This is a genomic window from Novosphingobium sp. BL-52-GroH (assembly GCF_044813085.1).
In the GTDB taxonomy this organism is placed as follows: domain Bacteria; phylum Pseudomonadota; class Alphaproteobacteria; order Sphingomonadales; family Sphingomonadaceae; genus Novosphingobium.
Genome location: NZ_CP171152.1, coordinates 3,002,384 through 3,017,544, shown reverse-complemented (window position 1 = coordinate 3,017,544; position 15,161 = coordinate 3,002,384). Strand labels below are relative to the sequence as shown.

The following is a 15,161-nucleotide window of genomic DNA, read 5'->3' as shown; positions in this document are numbered from 1 at the left end:
CAAACTTGAGATAACGCGATACATAATCCTTGCTAATGCGATTAACTCTCAATATCAGCCCCTCGTCAACACATGAGGGGAAATCATGTCCATCAAGCCTTCCAGGTCGGCTGCTCGCCGGACCTTCCTTGCACTGTCCTGCATCGCGCCGGCCTTCGCGCCTGCCGCCCAAGCGCAGGAGGTCGCGCCCGAGCGTAGCCTTGGCGGCGTCACCGTCTCGGATACGGCCATTACCGAACAACCCGGCCGCACCCTGGAATCGCCCAAGCGCACGCGTCCCGTCCGCGATACGCCGCAAACCATCACCGTGCTTTCCAACGAAGTGATCGAGCAGCAGAACCTGCTGACCCTGCGCGACGTGCTGGCCACCGTGCCCGGCATCACCTTCGGCGCCGGCGAAGGCGGTACCGGCCCCGGCGACAACATCACCTTCCGCGGCTACAGCGCGGCAAACGACATCACCATCGACGGCGTTCGCGACAGCGCGCAGATCACGCGCACCGATCCGTTCAATCTCGACCAGGTCGAAGTCACCAACGGCGCCAACTCGGTGATCTCGGGTGCCGGCTCGGTGGGCGGCAACATCAACATCGTCACCAAGCGTCCCAAGGCGGAAGACGCCTACGTCGCCACCGCCGGCGTCGGCACCGACAACTACTATCGCGCCACGGTCGATCTCAACAAGCGCGTCAGCGACCTCGTCGCCTTCCGCCTCAATGCGATGTGGCACCGCAACGACATCCCCGGCCGCGACGTCGAGGACTACAAGCGCTGGGGCGTCGCCCCGTCGATCACCATCGGCATCGACAGCCCGACCCGCCTGACGCTGCAGTATTCGCACCAGGAGGATGACAACATCCCGCAGTACGGCGTCCCGTACTACAACGGCACTGTCCCCGGCGTGCATCGCAGCGACTACTTCGGCTACCGCAACGTCGACAAGCAGCGCATCAACGTCGACCAGCTCACCGCCATCTTCGAGCACGAGTTCAGCGACACCGTCTCGGTCCGCAACCTCGCCCGCTGGCAGGATTCACGCCAGCTCACGATCGTCGATCCGCCGCAGGGCACCTACTGCCTCGCCAGCGGCGTGACCCCGCTCGGCGCCGCCTGCACGGTCAACATCGGCACCACCGCAGCGCCCAACAACGTGCTGGTCCCCGCCGGCTACTACTACCCCACCGGCCCGCGCGGCACCACGCGCGACATCCATAACCAGTTGATGTTCGACCAGATCGACCTCAAGGCGGTGTTCAACACCGGCGCAATCGAGCACACCATCGATCTGGGCGGCGCTGCGACCTGGGAAAAGTACGAGCTGAACAACGGCAACTCACTGCGCAATGCCGACGGCACCGCAGGCTTCACCCGCCTGCCGTTGATCAACATCGACAATCCCAACGATGTGGTGACCGGCCCGGCGAGCCCGAACTTCACCTATGGCAGCAACGTCTACACCGGCGCGGTCAACTTCATCCGCACCGGCCAGACGACCGGCCAGCAGACCAACGTGGCCGGCTACCTGTTCGATACGATGAAGCTGGGTAAATTCGAACTGAACGCCGGCGCCCGCGTCGAGCGGAACACCGGCTTTTCGCGCACCCACACCATCTGCAGCACGGCCACTGGCTGCCTCGTGAACGGCGTCCTCGTGCCTTTCGGACGCCCTTCGGTGATCGGGGCCAAGGCCAGCAACGCCGCGACGCTGTTTTCCTATCGCGTTGGTCTTGTCTACAAACCGGTGGAAGCCGTCAGCCTGTATGCCGCCTACGGCAACTCCGAGACCCCCTCGAGGAACTCGGTCAATGCCGCCTGCACCATCTCGGCCCCCGGCGTCGTCGGCGCAACCTGCAGCATCGACCCCGAAGAGGCCCGCAACTACGAGATCGGCGCCAAGGCGGAACTGTTTGACGGCGGCCTGCTGTTGACGGCATCGGCTTTCCGCAACGAGCGCAACAAGTACGCTGTCGCTTCGGCCAACCCGAGCGTCGAGCCCGAGCAGCAGCTCGACGGCAAGTCGCGCGTGGATGGCATCGCTCTGGGCGCCAGCGGCGCGATCACGCCGAACTGGACGATCACCGCCAACTATACTTACCTCAAGGGCAAGCTGATCCGCTCGATTGATCGCGATTCGACGGCGATCGACTATGCCGCCGGTTCCCGGCTCACCCAGACGCCCAAACACTCGGGCAGCCTGTTCACCACCTATCGCCTGCCCTTCGGCCTGACCATCGGCTACGGTGCCACCTACCAGGGCAAGTTCGCGTTCAACACGCCTTCGGCCACGGTTCCGGGCGTGCTCTACTCGCACGATTATCTCATCCACAACGGCTACCTGTCGTACGACTTCTCGCCCAACGTCTCGGCGCAGCTCAACGTCAAGAACATCGGCAACAAGCTGTACTACCAGCGCATCCGCAACAACGGCTGGGCCACCCCGGGCGACGCCCGCTCGGCCGTCCTGACCCTGACTGCGAAGATGTAACGCTCCCAACGGGCCGGCGGGCGCTCACCGAGTGCGCCCGCCGGGTTCCGGCTTGATCACGATCATTGCAGCCGCCCGATTATTGGGCGAGAGAGACCGCCATGGTCATCGAAATTCCCGAGCTTTTCGACGCGTCCGAAGTGCGCGAGATCCGCGCCGCCCTCGAATCCGCCGACTGGTCAGACGGGGGCGCCACCGCCGGCCATCGCGCCGCCCGCGTCAAGGACAACGAACAGCTTTCCCGCGACCACCCGCTGGCCAAGGAGCTTGGCAACCGTGTGCTCGATCGCCTTGCGCAAACCCCGCTGTTCATCGCCGCAGCCCTGCCCGCCCGAGTGCTGCCACCGCTGTTCAGCCGCTACGCAGGCCAAGGCCACTACGGCAACCACGTCGACAACGCGATCTTCCCCATCCCCGGCACCGGCGAGCATCTGCGCTCGGACGTCTCGAGCACGCTGTTCCTCAGCGATCCCGAGGACTACGACGGCGGCGAACTGGTGATCGAAGACATGTTCGGCACCCACACCGCCAAGCTGCCCGCAGGGCACCTGATCGTCTATCCCGGCTCCAGCCTGCACCGGGTCATGCCGGTGACGCGCGGGACGCGGTTCGTCTCGTTCTTCTGGACCCAGAGCTTCGTCGCCTCGCCCGAGAAGCGACGGCTGATGTTCGAGCTGGACGGCGCCATCCAGGCCGTCGCCACCGATCATCCCGACCATGCCTCGGTCGATACGCTCACGCAGGTCTACCACAATCTCCTGCGCCAGTGGTCGGCGACGTGAGCGAGCCGCTGCCGGCGCTCACCGAGATTCCGGCGGACCTTCGCAGCCTGGCCGACTACGAGCGCCGGGCGCAGCAGCACCTGACACCGCAGGCCTGGCGCCACATTCAGGAAGGCGCCGGCCGCGAGGTGACCCTGCGCGAGAACCGCGCCGCTTTCGACCGCATCGGCCTGCTTCCGCGCGCGATGGCCGACCTCGACGGGAGCACCCGCATCGAGCTGCTGGGCCGCACCCACGCCGCGCCGATCCTGCTGGCGCCGCTGGCCTATCAGGGCCTGGCCCATCCGGAAGCGGAACTGGCCTGCGCCCGCGCGGCCACCGCGCTCGATCTCGGCATGGTGGCCAGCACGCTCGCCAGCGTGCGGATCGAGGACATCGCGACCGCCGCCCGCTCGCTCGGCCGAGACCTCGGCAAGGAGGCAGCGCCGCTCTGGTTCCAGCTCTATCTCCAGCCGGAGCGCGAGCACAGCCTGCAACTCGTCCGCCGCGCCGAGGCCGCCGGCTACGAGGCGATAGTCCTCACCATCGATGCAGCGCTCAAGCCGGCAGGCATGACCCTGCCGCCGGGCGTCGATGCGGTGAACCTCGCCGGAATGCCCCGCCCGCGCCAGACTTCGGTGCCGGGAGGGCGCATCCTGCTCGGCACCGCGCTGACGGACGCGGCACCCAAATGGGCCGACCTCGCCTGGTTGCGCGCCGCGACCACCCTGCCGATCCTCGTCAAGGGTCTGGTCCTGGGCGAGGATGCGCGGCGCACCGTCGAGGAAGGCGCCGACGGCCTCATCGTCTCCAACCACGGCGGCCGGGTGCTCGACGGCCTGCCGAGCGCAATCGAATTGATCCAGGCGGTCGCCGAGGCCACCGCCGGCCGGGTGCCGCTGTTGCTCGACGGCGGGGTGCGACAGGGCACCGACGTGGTCAAGGCTCTGGCGTTGGGTGCGAAGGCGGTGCTGGTCGGGCGCCCCCAGATGCACGCGCTGGCGGTCGCGGGGATGCCGGGCGTGGCGCACATGATCCACCTGCTGCGCACCGAACTGGAAGCGGCGATGGCGCAACTGGGATGCCCGACGGTGGATGCGCTGGGCCCCGAACGCCTGGTGGCGTTCGGCGGCTGAGCCGGGGCGTCATCCCTGGGCGCGACCCGGGACCGTGGGCAGGCGCGCATTCGGACGCTGCGGTGGTTCATCGCAAGCTGTTGCCTCAAGGGTACGTCGCGGTCCCGGGTCAAGCCCGGGACCGCGCTTTCCTAGGGCAAGGCGTAGGCGATCACTTCGTCGCCGATCGGCGTCTCCATGAAGTGATGCCCGCCCGGGGCGATCACCAGGTACTGCTTGCCGTTCACCGAGTACGTCATCGGCGTCGCCTGCCCACCGGCCGGAAGCACGTCCGACCACAAGGTCTTGCCGGTCTTCAGGTCGATCGCGCGGATCAGGTTGTCGGTCGTGGCGGCGACGAAGATCACCCCGCCCGCCGTCACCACCGACCCGCCGTTGTTGGGCGTGCCGATCTCGAACGGCAGCATCGAGGGGATGCCGAAAGGCCCGTTGGTACGCGCCGAGCCAAGCGGACGGTCCCAGATCGTGCGGCCGCTCGCCATGTCGATGGCGCGGATGCCGCCGTAGGGAGGCTGCTTGCACAGCATGCCCGTGAACGGCAGGCGCCAGCCGGCGTTGACGTCGATCGCGTAGGGCGTGTGCGCCTGCGGATCGCCGGCGCCCTCGGCGCCGCCGATCTCGCCGCGTGCCTGGTCACGCGGGGCCCAGCCCTTCTTGTTCGCTTCCGCGCGGGGAACGAGGCGCACGTAGTTGGGCATGTCGTTGTAGTTGGCGACGATGACGCCGCGCCGCGGATCGATGGCCACGCCGCCCCAGTCGGTGCCACCATTGTAGCCAGGATACTCGATCGAGCGGCGATCGCTTTCGGGCGGAGTGAAGAAGCCCTTGTAGCTCGCCTTCCTGAACTGGATGCGGCAGACCATCTGGTCGATCGGGGACATGCCCCACATGTCGTGCTCGGTCAGCATCGGTTTGCGCAGCGTATGCCACAGCGACACGCGCTGGGTCTTCGCCCGCTGCTCGGGCTCGACGCCGCCGCCGGGCGCGCGCAGTTCACCGATCGGGGTCAGCGGCTTGCCGGTCCTGCGGTCGAGAACGTAGATGTCGCCCTGCTTGGACGGCAGCACCAGCGCCGGGGCCCCGCGATAGTCGACCAGGCTGGCCTGGGCGCCGAAGTCGTAGTCCCACACGTCGTTGCGCACGGCCTGGAAGCGCCAGCGCGGCTTGCCGGTCGTCACGTCGAGCGCGACGAGCGAGGTCGCGAACTGCTTTTCCTGCGGACGGCGCAGGCTGGAGTAGTAGTCGGCCGCCGCATTGCCCATCGGCAGGTAGACGAGGCCCAGTTGTTCGTCGCCGCTGGCGATGGTCCACATGTTGGGAGTGCCGCGCGCCCAGGTCTGGCCGGTCGGCGGGTAGCCGTTCCAGTCCGGGTGCATCATGTCCCAGGCCCAGCGCAGCTTGCCGGTAATTGCGTCGAAGGCGCGGATCACGCCCGAGGGCGCCCAGCGGTCCTGCCCGTCGAGGACCTGGTGGCCCGTCACCACCACCCCGCGCACGATCGTCGGTGGCGAGTTGATTGAGACGTAGCCGGCGGGCGTGTTGCCCATGCCGATCTTGGTGTCGACCTCGCCATTGGCACCGAAGCTCGCGCACCGGGCCCCGCTGCGCGCGTCGATGGCGAAGAGGCGTGCGTCGAGCGTGCCGAAGATCAGGCGCTGGCCGCATGGCTGGTCGGCCGAGGCGCCGGGAACGGCGTAGTAGCTCACGCCGCGACAGGCCGCGGTGTAGGGGATGGCATCGTCCGGGACCTTCGGATCGAAGCGCCAGCGCTGCTTGCCCGTCGCGGCATCCAGAGCCAGCACGATGTTCTTGGGCGTGCAGACGTAGAGCATGCTGCCGACCTTGAGCGGCGTGTTCTCGCCGCCATAGGTCTTGGCGATCTTCGGCGACGACGGCATGTCGCCAGTGTGGATCAGCCAGGCCCGCTTGAGCGTGCCGACGTTCTCAGGCGTGATCTGGCCGAGCGGCGAGAAGCGGCGCGCGCTTTCGCTGCCGCCGTAGGCGGGCCAGTCGTCGCCGGCCTTGGCCAGCGCCGGATCGGTCATTTCCTGGCCCAGCGGGGGGAGGTCGAAGGCGGGGCCGGTCTGCGCCATCTGCGCGAAGATCAGCGCCGTGACGGCAGTGAGCGCGACGGCCGCGCCGCTGGCGCCAAGGCCCAGCTTCCAGCGGAGCGGATGGCGCGAGAGAGTGGGCATCACCAGCAGCGTCGCCACCAGCAGCACCAGCGGCGCGATGACGCGCGGCACCAGCGCCCAGTTGTTGGCGCCGACCTCGGCGAAGGCCCAGATGACGGTAAGGACGAACACGGCGATATAGAGCCAGCCGCCCAGGATGTTGCGGCGAAACAGCAGCGCGCCCGAGCCGAGCATGGCGACACCTGCCAGCACGTAGTAGGCCGAGCCCCCCAGGATCGCCAGCCATATGCCCCCGATCGCGAGGACAAGACCGATGGCGCCGATCACCACCCCCAACAGCAAGGGCGACAGTGGCCTCGCCCTACGATCCGAGCGAAAAGCGTCCATGGTTACACTCCGGCAATATTTGGGGGGTTGCGCTCGTTTAAGCTCCCGCAGTAGCCAAAGTTCCGGGATCGAAGGATTTATGCCGCCGGAACAAGGGGCAAGACTGGGTCGTGCGGGGTGGTGCCGTTATGGGCTCCCCCCAATTTCGCGTAGCGACGGGCAGTATCGGGCAAGTCGCCCTCGCAAGGGCGAAGACCGCCCCGCACCCTTCAAGACCTGACCGACAGCCTTTCCACAGGACGGCGGGCGCCCGCCTCAGCCCACCGGCAGCGTCACCGGGCTTGCGGGCGCATCGCGCAGACGCAAGTGCAGGACGCCGTCCGCCGGTCTGGGCACTCGCAGGGTCGAGCCGGTATAGCCGGGCGGCACCGGGACGGCCTTCGAGAAGGCCGCGTCGGTGCTCACCGCATCGACCAGGAACAGGCCGTTCGCGGTGATCGTGCATTCCGCCTCTTCGCAGGCGAGGTTCTGGATGCCCGGCAGGCGCACCAGCGTCGCCAGCGGTTGCCATTCGCCGCCCGTCTCGCCTCGCGCGAGCAGCCGGAACCGCAAGGGGCCGAACGTGCCGGCCGGGATGTCGCCACCCTTGAGCCGGCCGACCAGCACTTCGGAACTGGCCAGAGTCAGGCCCTTGCCCACCGCCAGGCGGACGACGCCGTCGCCATCGGCGGCAGCGATCTCGATCGCGTCGGCAGCACCGAACTTCGTGGCGGCACCGGCCTTGACCGAGAACACCAGCTCACCCGTGTCGGGCAACAGTTCGTTGCTCGAGCCAAGGTCCAGGGTGCGTGCGCCCGATGCCACGGGTGCGACGTTGATCGTGCGGTTCAGCAGCGAGACTTGCGGACGCGGCGGGGAAACCCGCACCGACATCGGCAGGCTGCGCCCGTCCTCCAGCTTGACGAGTGCCTTGGCCGAAGCACCCTGCTCGGGCGCCCGGCCGGTCCCTAGCGCGGTCAGCCGCAGACGGTCGACGGCACCGTCGCGGGTCAGGCCATCGGGCCGGAACTCGACCTCGCCCACCATGACAGACTGCACCTGGTCGAGCCGCTGTCCGGTAAGCGATCCTTGCGTATCGCCCGCGTGCAGTTCGAGCGCGTCGAGCCTGCTCGCCTCTGCCCTGGCCCGCAGCATGACGGCGCCCGGGTCCTTGACGCCCCGGTAGCGGACCTCGATTCGCATGTCGCCGGGGCGCGCACCCTCCAGCGGCACGGTGACGGCGAGGCGATTGCCGTCGCGCACCTGCCACTTGAGCGTCCTCGCGGCGCCGCTGCCCTGACGCAGGGTCACGTCCTCGACACACGATGGCGCCGAGCCTTCGAGCGTGATCTCGTTGTCGCGGCCGACGATCAGGCCGTCCACGCCCTCGGCCGCCTTCCAGGCGCTGCCATCCGGACGCTGGAGGACGAAGTCGGGGCCTTCGAAGGTGGCGAAGCCCCAGAGCCCGTGCAGGTGCGCGCGCACCACGCCGTTGAAGGCGGCTGGCAGGCTCTCGGCCGCCAGCAGGTAGCCGCCCTTGTCGGCCCGCGGCGTCGCGTCCACTTCCAGGATCTGCCCCGAAGCCGAGGTGAGCCTGGCCTTCATGGCGTGCGCTAGCTGTGTTGAGAAGACCAGCGGTGCTCCTTCCACCGGCAGCACGGCCCCGGCCTGGGCCGCGCAGATCGGCCCCTTGGCGGTGCTGCGAAGCTGGGGGGGAATGTCCGCCTCGATCGCCGGTAGCGCCACGACCATCACCGACTTCGGCTTCTGGAACGAAGGCGCGGCATTGAGCAGCAGCGACATCGTCTCGCCATCGCGCACGCTCAGGGTGGGAAGGTAGTTGAAGCTCGGATTGTTGAAGGCCCCGAAGATTCGGGCGATGTCCCGAGCGACGCCGATGTAGGCGCTGTAGTATCCGGCGCCCGCCTCGCGCGTGGCGCTGAGCTGCAGCGCCAGATCGGTCGGAGTGCCGGTAAGCGTGTCGGCGATCGAGCTGGAATGGACATCGCTGAGGACCAGCGATTCGCGGTCCTGCACGAGGCACGACGCCTGCTGCTCGATTACCTTGGAAAGGCAGTCGGCCTGGAGCTTGATCGACAGGCTGTTGGCCAGGGCCGGCGCCACGGTGCGCAGGTATTCCGGGCCGCTGTCCCCCTGGGCGCGGATCGCCGCCATGAAAGTCGCCAGCCGCGAATGGTCGAGCGAGGCCTGGTTGAGGTCCTGGCTGGCGCGGACGAATTCGCCGGGCTTGCCGCGCACCGCATCGACCAGCACGCCCTCGGCGCCGCCGGTCTCGGGCACGATCAGCAGGACCAGTTGCCGCGCGCCCTTGGGCACGGTCAGGGCGAGCGCCTTGTCCTTCTCCTTGGACTTCCAGGTGCGAGCGGTCTGGAGCCAGTCCTTGGGCGGCGGGTTGGTGGCGCCGCGCAGGAAGGCCGAGACGAGCACGAACTTCGCGCCCTGGTCTTCGGAAAAGGCGCCATGCACCACCACCTTGTCGCCGGCAGCGAGGCTGGGCACCCTGGCGATCGGCAGCGTCTCGTCGCCGCGGGTCACCTCGATGCGCAAGTCGGGCCCGGTCAGCTCGAACGGAGCGGGATCGGCAGCCGCCGCGATGGGAACGGCGCAAGCCGTGGCGGCCAGCGCGCTGAACAGCAAGGGCCGGATGTTGCGGTGCTTCGTCGAGTGAATCGGCAAGGAGCGAAAATTCCCGTCGTTGGTCCTGACAATACGCCCCCGCAGCCGCTGTAGCCGCATACGACCCCTGCGTACATGCCCATGCCCATCGAGCCGGCGCGCAATATGTTCCACTCCCGCCGCTCGCCGCCTGCAAAGGCGCGATTCCAGGCGTCGAAAGATTCGCTATTGCGAGTCATTCAAACCGCCATAACCGGCGCGAGTGCATCGACTGCCCGCCCGACCCCGCCCGCTCGGCAGCGCGATCCGCCCGCCCCGGATCACGATGAGACGGCTCATGAGCGCGCCGGTCGGAAAGGGGAGATGACTTTCACCGAAAACCATAGCCGCCCAGAAAAGCCTGCAAATGAACGGCGAACTAGGTGGACAAAACGGCTTTCCCGGCGCGCGATTCCTGCCCCGCATCCGGACGGCCGAGCTGATCCGCCAGTCCTTCGAGGGCCAGCCGACAGTGGCGGTCCCAGCAGAAGTTCTCCGCCGCGAAGGCCCGCGCGTTCTCGCCCAGCTTGCGGCGATAGGCAGGATCGCGCGCAAGGAGCGCGACTGCGGCGCGGATTTCCGAAGGCGTGCGCCCGTCGACCACGAGGCCGTCGACGCCGTCGCGCACCAGTTCGCCCGGCCCGCCGTCGCGACCGACGATGCAGGGAATGCCTTGTGCCATGGCATCCGCCACGCTCAGGCCGAACCCCTCCATTTCGGCGCCCCCCTCCAGCGCGATCTGCGGGTGGAGGAAGATGTCGGCAGTGCGGTAGCGCAGCGCCAGTTCCTCGTCGCTGACGTAGCCGGTCATGACGATACCGCCAGGCCCCTGGATCACGGCGCCATCGGCCACCGCCTCGCGCACGGCGGATTCGTCGTCGCCGCGGCCGATCACCGCGTAGTCGATGGCGACGCCCCCGGCCCGGCAGTCCGACACGGCGCGAACCGCTGCCGCCACGTTCTTGCGCGGCACCAGCCGGCAGACGGTGATGATGCGCGGCACCGCGTTGCCTGTCTCGACCGGCCGCTCCGCCGGAAGGACGACGCCGTTCCAGGCCGCCACGCAGCGATCGGCGAGGGTCGGCATGCGCGAGAGCATCAGTGCCCGCGTCGCATCGCTGACAGCCACCACCCGCGCCGTGCGCGACAGCACCGCGCGCATCAGCAGGAAGGCTATGCCCGCCGGGCGACCGATCTCGCGGCCATGGACAGTGACCACCAGCGGGCGGCGGAACGGCAGCGCCGGGATCGCGGCGCGCCAGGTGCAGGCGTGGATCGCCTCGGGCCGCTCGCCCGCTATCCAGGCGGCGGCCATGGCGCGGGCGAGCCGCATGTAGACGCGCAGCTGCGAGGCAGGTCCGACGTCGACCAGCGTGACCCCGCCCTCGACGGCCCGGCGCGGCCCGGCCGACGACTTGGCGAAGACGGTGACGCGGCGCCCGCTACGCGCATAGGCCTGCGCCACTTGCGCGACATACGTCTGCACCCCGCCTTCGTCGGGACCATGGACCCGCGCGACGACCCAGATGGGCGATCCGGCCTCACTCATGAACGAGCATGTCGCGCTTGGGGCTGCGGGTCGGGGCCATCCGGCTGAGCCTGCGTCCTTCGGCGCGATAGGCCAAAAAATCGCCGACTGCGCGGGCAGCGCGAACGGAGGCCCGCCCCTGCTCGCGATCGAACGTCTCGGCCACGCCGTGCCGCTGCGCCGGTGCGTAGATTTCATGCCAGGCGATCGCCGCCTCGACCTTGTCGACGACATGGTCGCTGGACTGGTGCACCGGGCCGTACTGCCAGTGGCGGTAGTTCGGGTTGCCCTGCCAGTCCGCGCGATGCGCATCGAGGAACAGGCAGGGGCGCGGGCTCACGACGAACTCGTAGACCTGGCTGCTCACGTCGCCGAGGTAGACCGACGCCATCCGGGTATAGCGCATGTCGACGCTCGCCGGGCTGCCGAGATCGATGTGGATGTGCGGCAGGCCGGCGAACTCGGCGAGCCGGCGCTCCATCGCCGCTCGGCGGCGACGGTTGTCGTACATACGGATGTGCGGGGCGACGATCAGGTTGAAGCGATCGTCGCGCGCGAACTGGCGGATCACGTCGAGGCCCATATCGGGCCAGGACGAGAGCCGCGCCGAGAAGTGCGGGTTGTACAGGACGACCGGGCGCTCCTCCGGGAAAAGGCGGTCCGGCAGACGGCCCTCGGTAAGGTCGAACTTGCCGTAGCCGACGATCGCGTAGTGGCCCTCGCGGATCAGGCCCTTGTCGAGCATGCGGCGGCGCTGCTTCTCGCCGGCCAGCAGCACGAAGTCGAACTGGCTGATGCGCTTGTCGTAACCCACCGCGCGATCGCCGGCGCCGTGACAGGTGTGGATGAACGCGGTCTTGCGCAGTCCCGCGAAGCGCAGCAGCAGCGAGGTCCGCTCGGGCACGACGATGGCGTCGTACTCCACGAGAAGCTTGCGGGCAGCCGCCAGCGCGGGAAGCTTGGGCGGCGTGGTGCCGCCGGTCATGCCGGTGATCGCCGACAGCAGCGGCCCGGTCACATGGACGAAATGCAGGTTCGTCGCGCCATGCCTTCGAGCGATGTCCCGGGCCAGCGCGATGTGATCCCCGGTCATCGCCACGATGTCGACCGAGAAGCGCGGATCGCGCGACATCTCGACCGCAAGCGGCATCGCGTGGAAGACATGGTGCAACTGCGCATTGAAAAAGAAGCAGACCTTCTGGGGCGTCGTGAGACCGGCATGAAGCTCGATCGGTCCGTGGAGCATGGCCTTCTCCATTACTGGCCTTGGTGTGTTGCGGCTATTCCATCCCCGTTGCCCTCGGATTTCAGCATGTCTCAGCCGCGGGCAGACGATGCAACAAATGCGCGGCGGCACGCCCCGGGCACCGGCTGGACGAAGTGGCGAGCATATGGCGGCGGCGAATCGTGGCCGACCCGGTTCGTCATTGAAGGCGAGCAGGGGAAACCCCGAGCAACCCCGCGCCGCCGCGCTAGCCCTTGGGAATCGCCAGGATCTGATCGATCGCCACGCCCGGCCGGGGCGCGACGGGAAGGCGCACGGTGAACGTGCTGCCATGGCCCGGGCCCTCGCTCGCCACCGCGATGGTGCCGCCATGTAGCGCGACCAGCCGCCTGACCAGCGCGAGGCCGATGCCGAGGCCACCCTGAGCGCGGCCGAGATGGGTTTCCACCTGGGTGAAAATCTCGAAGATCTGCGCCTGCATTTCGGTGGGAATGCCCACGCCGTTGTCGGTGACGCGGATTTCGACCTCGGCGCCGTCGAGGCGGGCGGACAGGCCGATCGCACCGCCTGCAGGCGTGTATTTCGCCGCGTTGTTGAGAAGGTTGGCGACCACCTGCGAGAGCCGGGTGTAGTCCGCTTCCAGCCAGACCGGCCCGTCCGGCTCCTCAACGGCGAGGTGATGGCCCGCCGCGTCGATGTTGTGCCGGCTCGCCTCGACCGCAGAGCGCAGGATCTCGCCCAGTTCGATCCGCGCGGTCTTGAGCGAGACTTTGCCCTCGCTGATCCGCGAGACGTCCAGCAGGTCCTCGACAAGGCGGGCGAGGTGGAACAGCATCCGCTCCATCTGCGCCCGGATCATGTCCGCCTCTTCCGGCTCGCGCTTGCGGCCCAGCAGGTCGAGCCCGCTCATCAGTGCGGCCACGGGATTGCGCAGTTCGTGCGCCAGGACGGCGAGGAACTGGTCCTTGGTACGGTCGGCCTCGCGCAGGGCGGCAGCGGAGGCCACCAGTTCGTCGCGCTGCGCGGCGATCTGGCGGCGCTGGCGGTAGAGGTCGAAGAAGATGTCCGCCTTGCTGCGCAGAACGTGCGGCTCGATCGGCTTGGCGATGAAGTCCACAGCGCCTGCCTCGTAGCCGCGAAAGCGCCGCTGGGTGTCCGAACTGCCGGCGGTCACGAAGATGATCGGAACGTGGCGGGTGCGTTCGGAACCGCGCATGATCTCGGCGAGCTCGAACCCGTCCATCTCGGGCATCTGCACGTCGAGCAACGCCAGCGCGACATCGTGGCGCAACAGCAGTTCCAGTGCCTCCTCCCCCGAGCCAGCCTTCAGCAGCACGACATCCTCGCGCTTCAGCAGGGCTTCGAGCGCGAGCAGGTTCGCGGGCAGGTCGTCGACCAGCAGGACGTGGACGCGCTCGCTCGCGGGCATCATCGCCCTCCTGCTTCCAGCAATGCCGCCACGATGCCGTCGGGCGACAGCACCCGAGCGGTCCGGCACACCTTGAGCGCAGCCTCGGGCATGGCACGCGCATAGGCGGTCGCCGGGTCCTGCACGATCGCCATTCCCCCCGCCTTTGCGATGGCCCCGAGGCCCCGCGCGCCGTCCTCGTTGGCTCCGGTCAGCACCACGCCGACCAGACCGGGACCATACGCGTCCGCGGCGCTTTCGAACAGGACGTCGATCGAAGGGCGCGAAAAGAACACCGGGTCGTCCGCCGAAAGCGAGATCGTGCCGCCGGCCTCGACCAGCATGTGGTAGTCGGGCGGCGCGAACGTGATGGTCCCCGCCTCGATGGGCTCCTTGTCCTCTCCCTCGATGACCTGCAGCCGGCACCTGGCAGCGAACAGCGTGGTCAGTTCACTACGCCGGCCGGACGGGATGTGGACGACGACGAGCACCGGCAGCGCGAAGTCTTCCGGCAGCGCAGGCAGGAGGTGAAGCAGGACCTGGATCGCGCCGGCCGAGGCGCCGATCGCCACGACTTTTGCCGCCCGTCCGCTCATCCCTTGCGCCTCTGGTAGATCTTTTCCTCGCGCACGAAGTCCGCGAAGGCCTCGGCGTGGGCGGAAAAGCGCAGCGTCTCCTTGGACCCCAACCCCAGGAAACCGCCACGGCCCAGCGAATCGCGGAACAGCCCGACGGCGCGGTCCTGCAGATCGCGGTCGAAGTAGATCATGACGTTGCGACACGAGATCAGCTGCATCTCCGAGAACACCGCGTCGGTGACGAGGCTGTGGTCGGAAAAGACCACCCGTTCGCGCAGGCTCTTGTCGAAGACCGCGCCGCCGTATCCGGTGGTGTAGTAGTCCGACAGTGAACCCTTCCCCCCCGCCAGACGGTAGTTCTCGGTGAAGGCCTTCACCCGGTCGAGCGGATAGATCCCGCGAGCGGCCGCCTCGAGGGCTTCCTGGTTGATGTCGGTGGCGTAGAACAGGGTGCGGTCCTCGAGCCCTTCCTCGCGGAAGAGGATGGCGAAGGAATGCAGTTCCTCGCCCGCACTGCATCCCGCGATCCAGACCTTGAGCGAAGGATAAGTCCGCAAGTGCGGCACCACCTTCTCGCGGATCGCCCGGAAGTAGTCGGGGTCGCGAAAGAAGTCGCTCACCTGGACGGTGAGAAAGCGCAGCACATGCGCCGCGGCGGCCGGATCGTGTAGCAGCTTGTCCTGCAGCGCCGAGAACGTCTTGAGCCCCTGCCGGTCGCGCGCCTGCCTGAGGCGGCGCTTGATCGAGGCCTGGGCGTAGTTGCGGAAGTCGTAATGATAACGCCGATAGAGCGCCTCCAACAGAAGGCGGATCTCGATGTCCTCGATCTTCTCGCTATCGATTCCGTCCGGCCCCATGACGTT

10 protein-coding genes are annotated in these 15,161 nt (G+C 68.1%); 3 read left to right on the top strand and 7 right to left on the bottom strand.

The window, feature by feature from the left end:
• Positions 1-85: 85 nt before the first annotated feature.
• From ACFFDA_RS27170 to ACFFDA_RS27160, 3 genes are all read left to right on the top strand, one after another.
• The gene (locus ACFFDA_RS27170; protein WP_404480372.1) at positions 86-2,485 is read left to right on the top strand and encodes a TonB-dependent receptor; all 2,400 of its coding nucleotides are present in this window, start codon (positions 86-88) and stop codon (positions 2,483-2,485) included.
• 101 nt (positions 2,486-2,586) lie between these two features.
• Positions 2,587-3,267: a Fe2+-dependent dioxygenase gene (locus ACFFDA_RS27165; RefSeq protein WP_404480371.1), complete on the top strand. Its 681-nt coding sequence runs from the start codon at positions 2,587-2,589 to the stop codon at positions 3,265-3,267.
• Positions 3,264-4,382 (top strand): alpha-hydroxy-acid oxidizing protein, encoded by a 1,119-nt coding sequence (locus tag ACFFDA_RS27160; protein WP_404480370.1) that lies wholly within the window; start codon positions 3,264-3,266, stop codon positions 4,380-4,382. The genes ACFFDA_RS27165 and ACFFDA_RS27160 overlap by 4 nt, the downstream gene beginning before the upstream one ends.
• Before the next feature lie 131 nt (positions 4,383-4,513).
• Here ACFFDA_RS27160 and ACFFDA_RS27155 read toward each other — a convergent pair whose 3' ends face one another.
• From ACFFDA_RS27155 to ACFFDA_RS27125, 7 genes are all read right to left on the bottom strand, one after another.
• On the bottom strand, positions 4,514-6,904 hold the full coding sequence (locus tag ACFFDA_RS27155; RefSeq protein ID WP_404480369.1) for a membrane-bound PQQ-dependent dehydrogenase, glucose/quinate/shikimate family: 2,391 nt from the start codon (positions 6,902-6,904) through the stop codon (positions 4,514-4,516).
• Between the two features lie 255 nt (positions 6,905-7,159).
• Complete coding sequence (locus tag ACFFDA_RS27150) at positions 7,160-9,580, bottom strand: hypothetical protein (RefSeq protein WP_404480368.1); 2,421 nt, start codon at positions 9,578-9,580, stop codon at positions 7,160-7,162.
• 358 nt (positions 9,581-9,938) lie between these two features.
• The gene (locus tag ACFFDA_RS27145) at positions 9,939-11,108 is read right to left on the bottom strand and encodes a glycosyltransferase family 4 protein (protein WP_404480367.1); all 1,170 of its coding nucleotides are present in this window, start codon (positions 11,106-11,108) and stop codon (positions 9,939-9,941) included.
• Positions 11,101-12,333 (bottom strand): glycosyl transferase, encoded by a 1,233-nt coding sequence (locus ACFFDA_RS27140; RefSeq protein ID WP_404480366.1) that lies wholly within the window; start codon positions 12,331-12,333, stop codon positions 11,101-11,103. The genes ACFFDA_RS27145 and ACFFDA_RS27140 overlap by 8 nt, the downstream gene beginning before the upstream one ends.
• A gap of 226 nt (positions 12,334-12,559) precedes the next feature.
• Entirely contained in the window at positions 12,560-13,744 is a 1,185-nt protein-coding gene (locus ACFFDA_RS27135; protein ID WP_404480365.1) for an ATP-binding protein, read from the bottom strand.
• Entirely contained in the window at positions 13,741-14,316 is a 576-nt protein-coding gene (locus ACFFDA_RS27130) for a chemotaxis protein CheB (RefSeq protein ID WP_404480364.1), read from the bottom strand. The genes ACFFDA_RS27135 and ACFFDA_RS27130 overlap by 4 nt, the downstream gene beginning before the upstream one ends.
• On the bottom strand, positions 14,313-15,155 hold the full coding sequence (locus ACFFDA_RS27125; RefSeq protein WP_404480363.1) for a CheR family methyltransferase: 843 nt from the start codon (positions 15,153-15,155) through the stop codon (positions 14,313-14,315). Before ACFFDA_RS27125 ends, ACFFDA_RS27130 begins: the two co-directional genes overlap by 4 nt.
• Between the last annotated feature and the right edge of the window lie 6 nt (positions 15,156-15,161).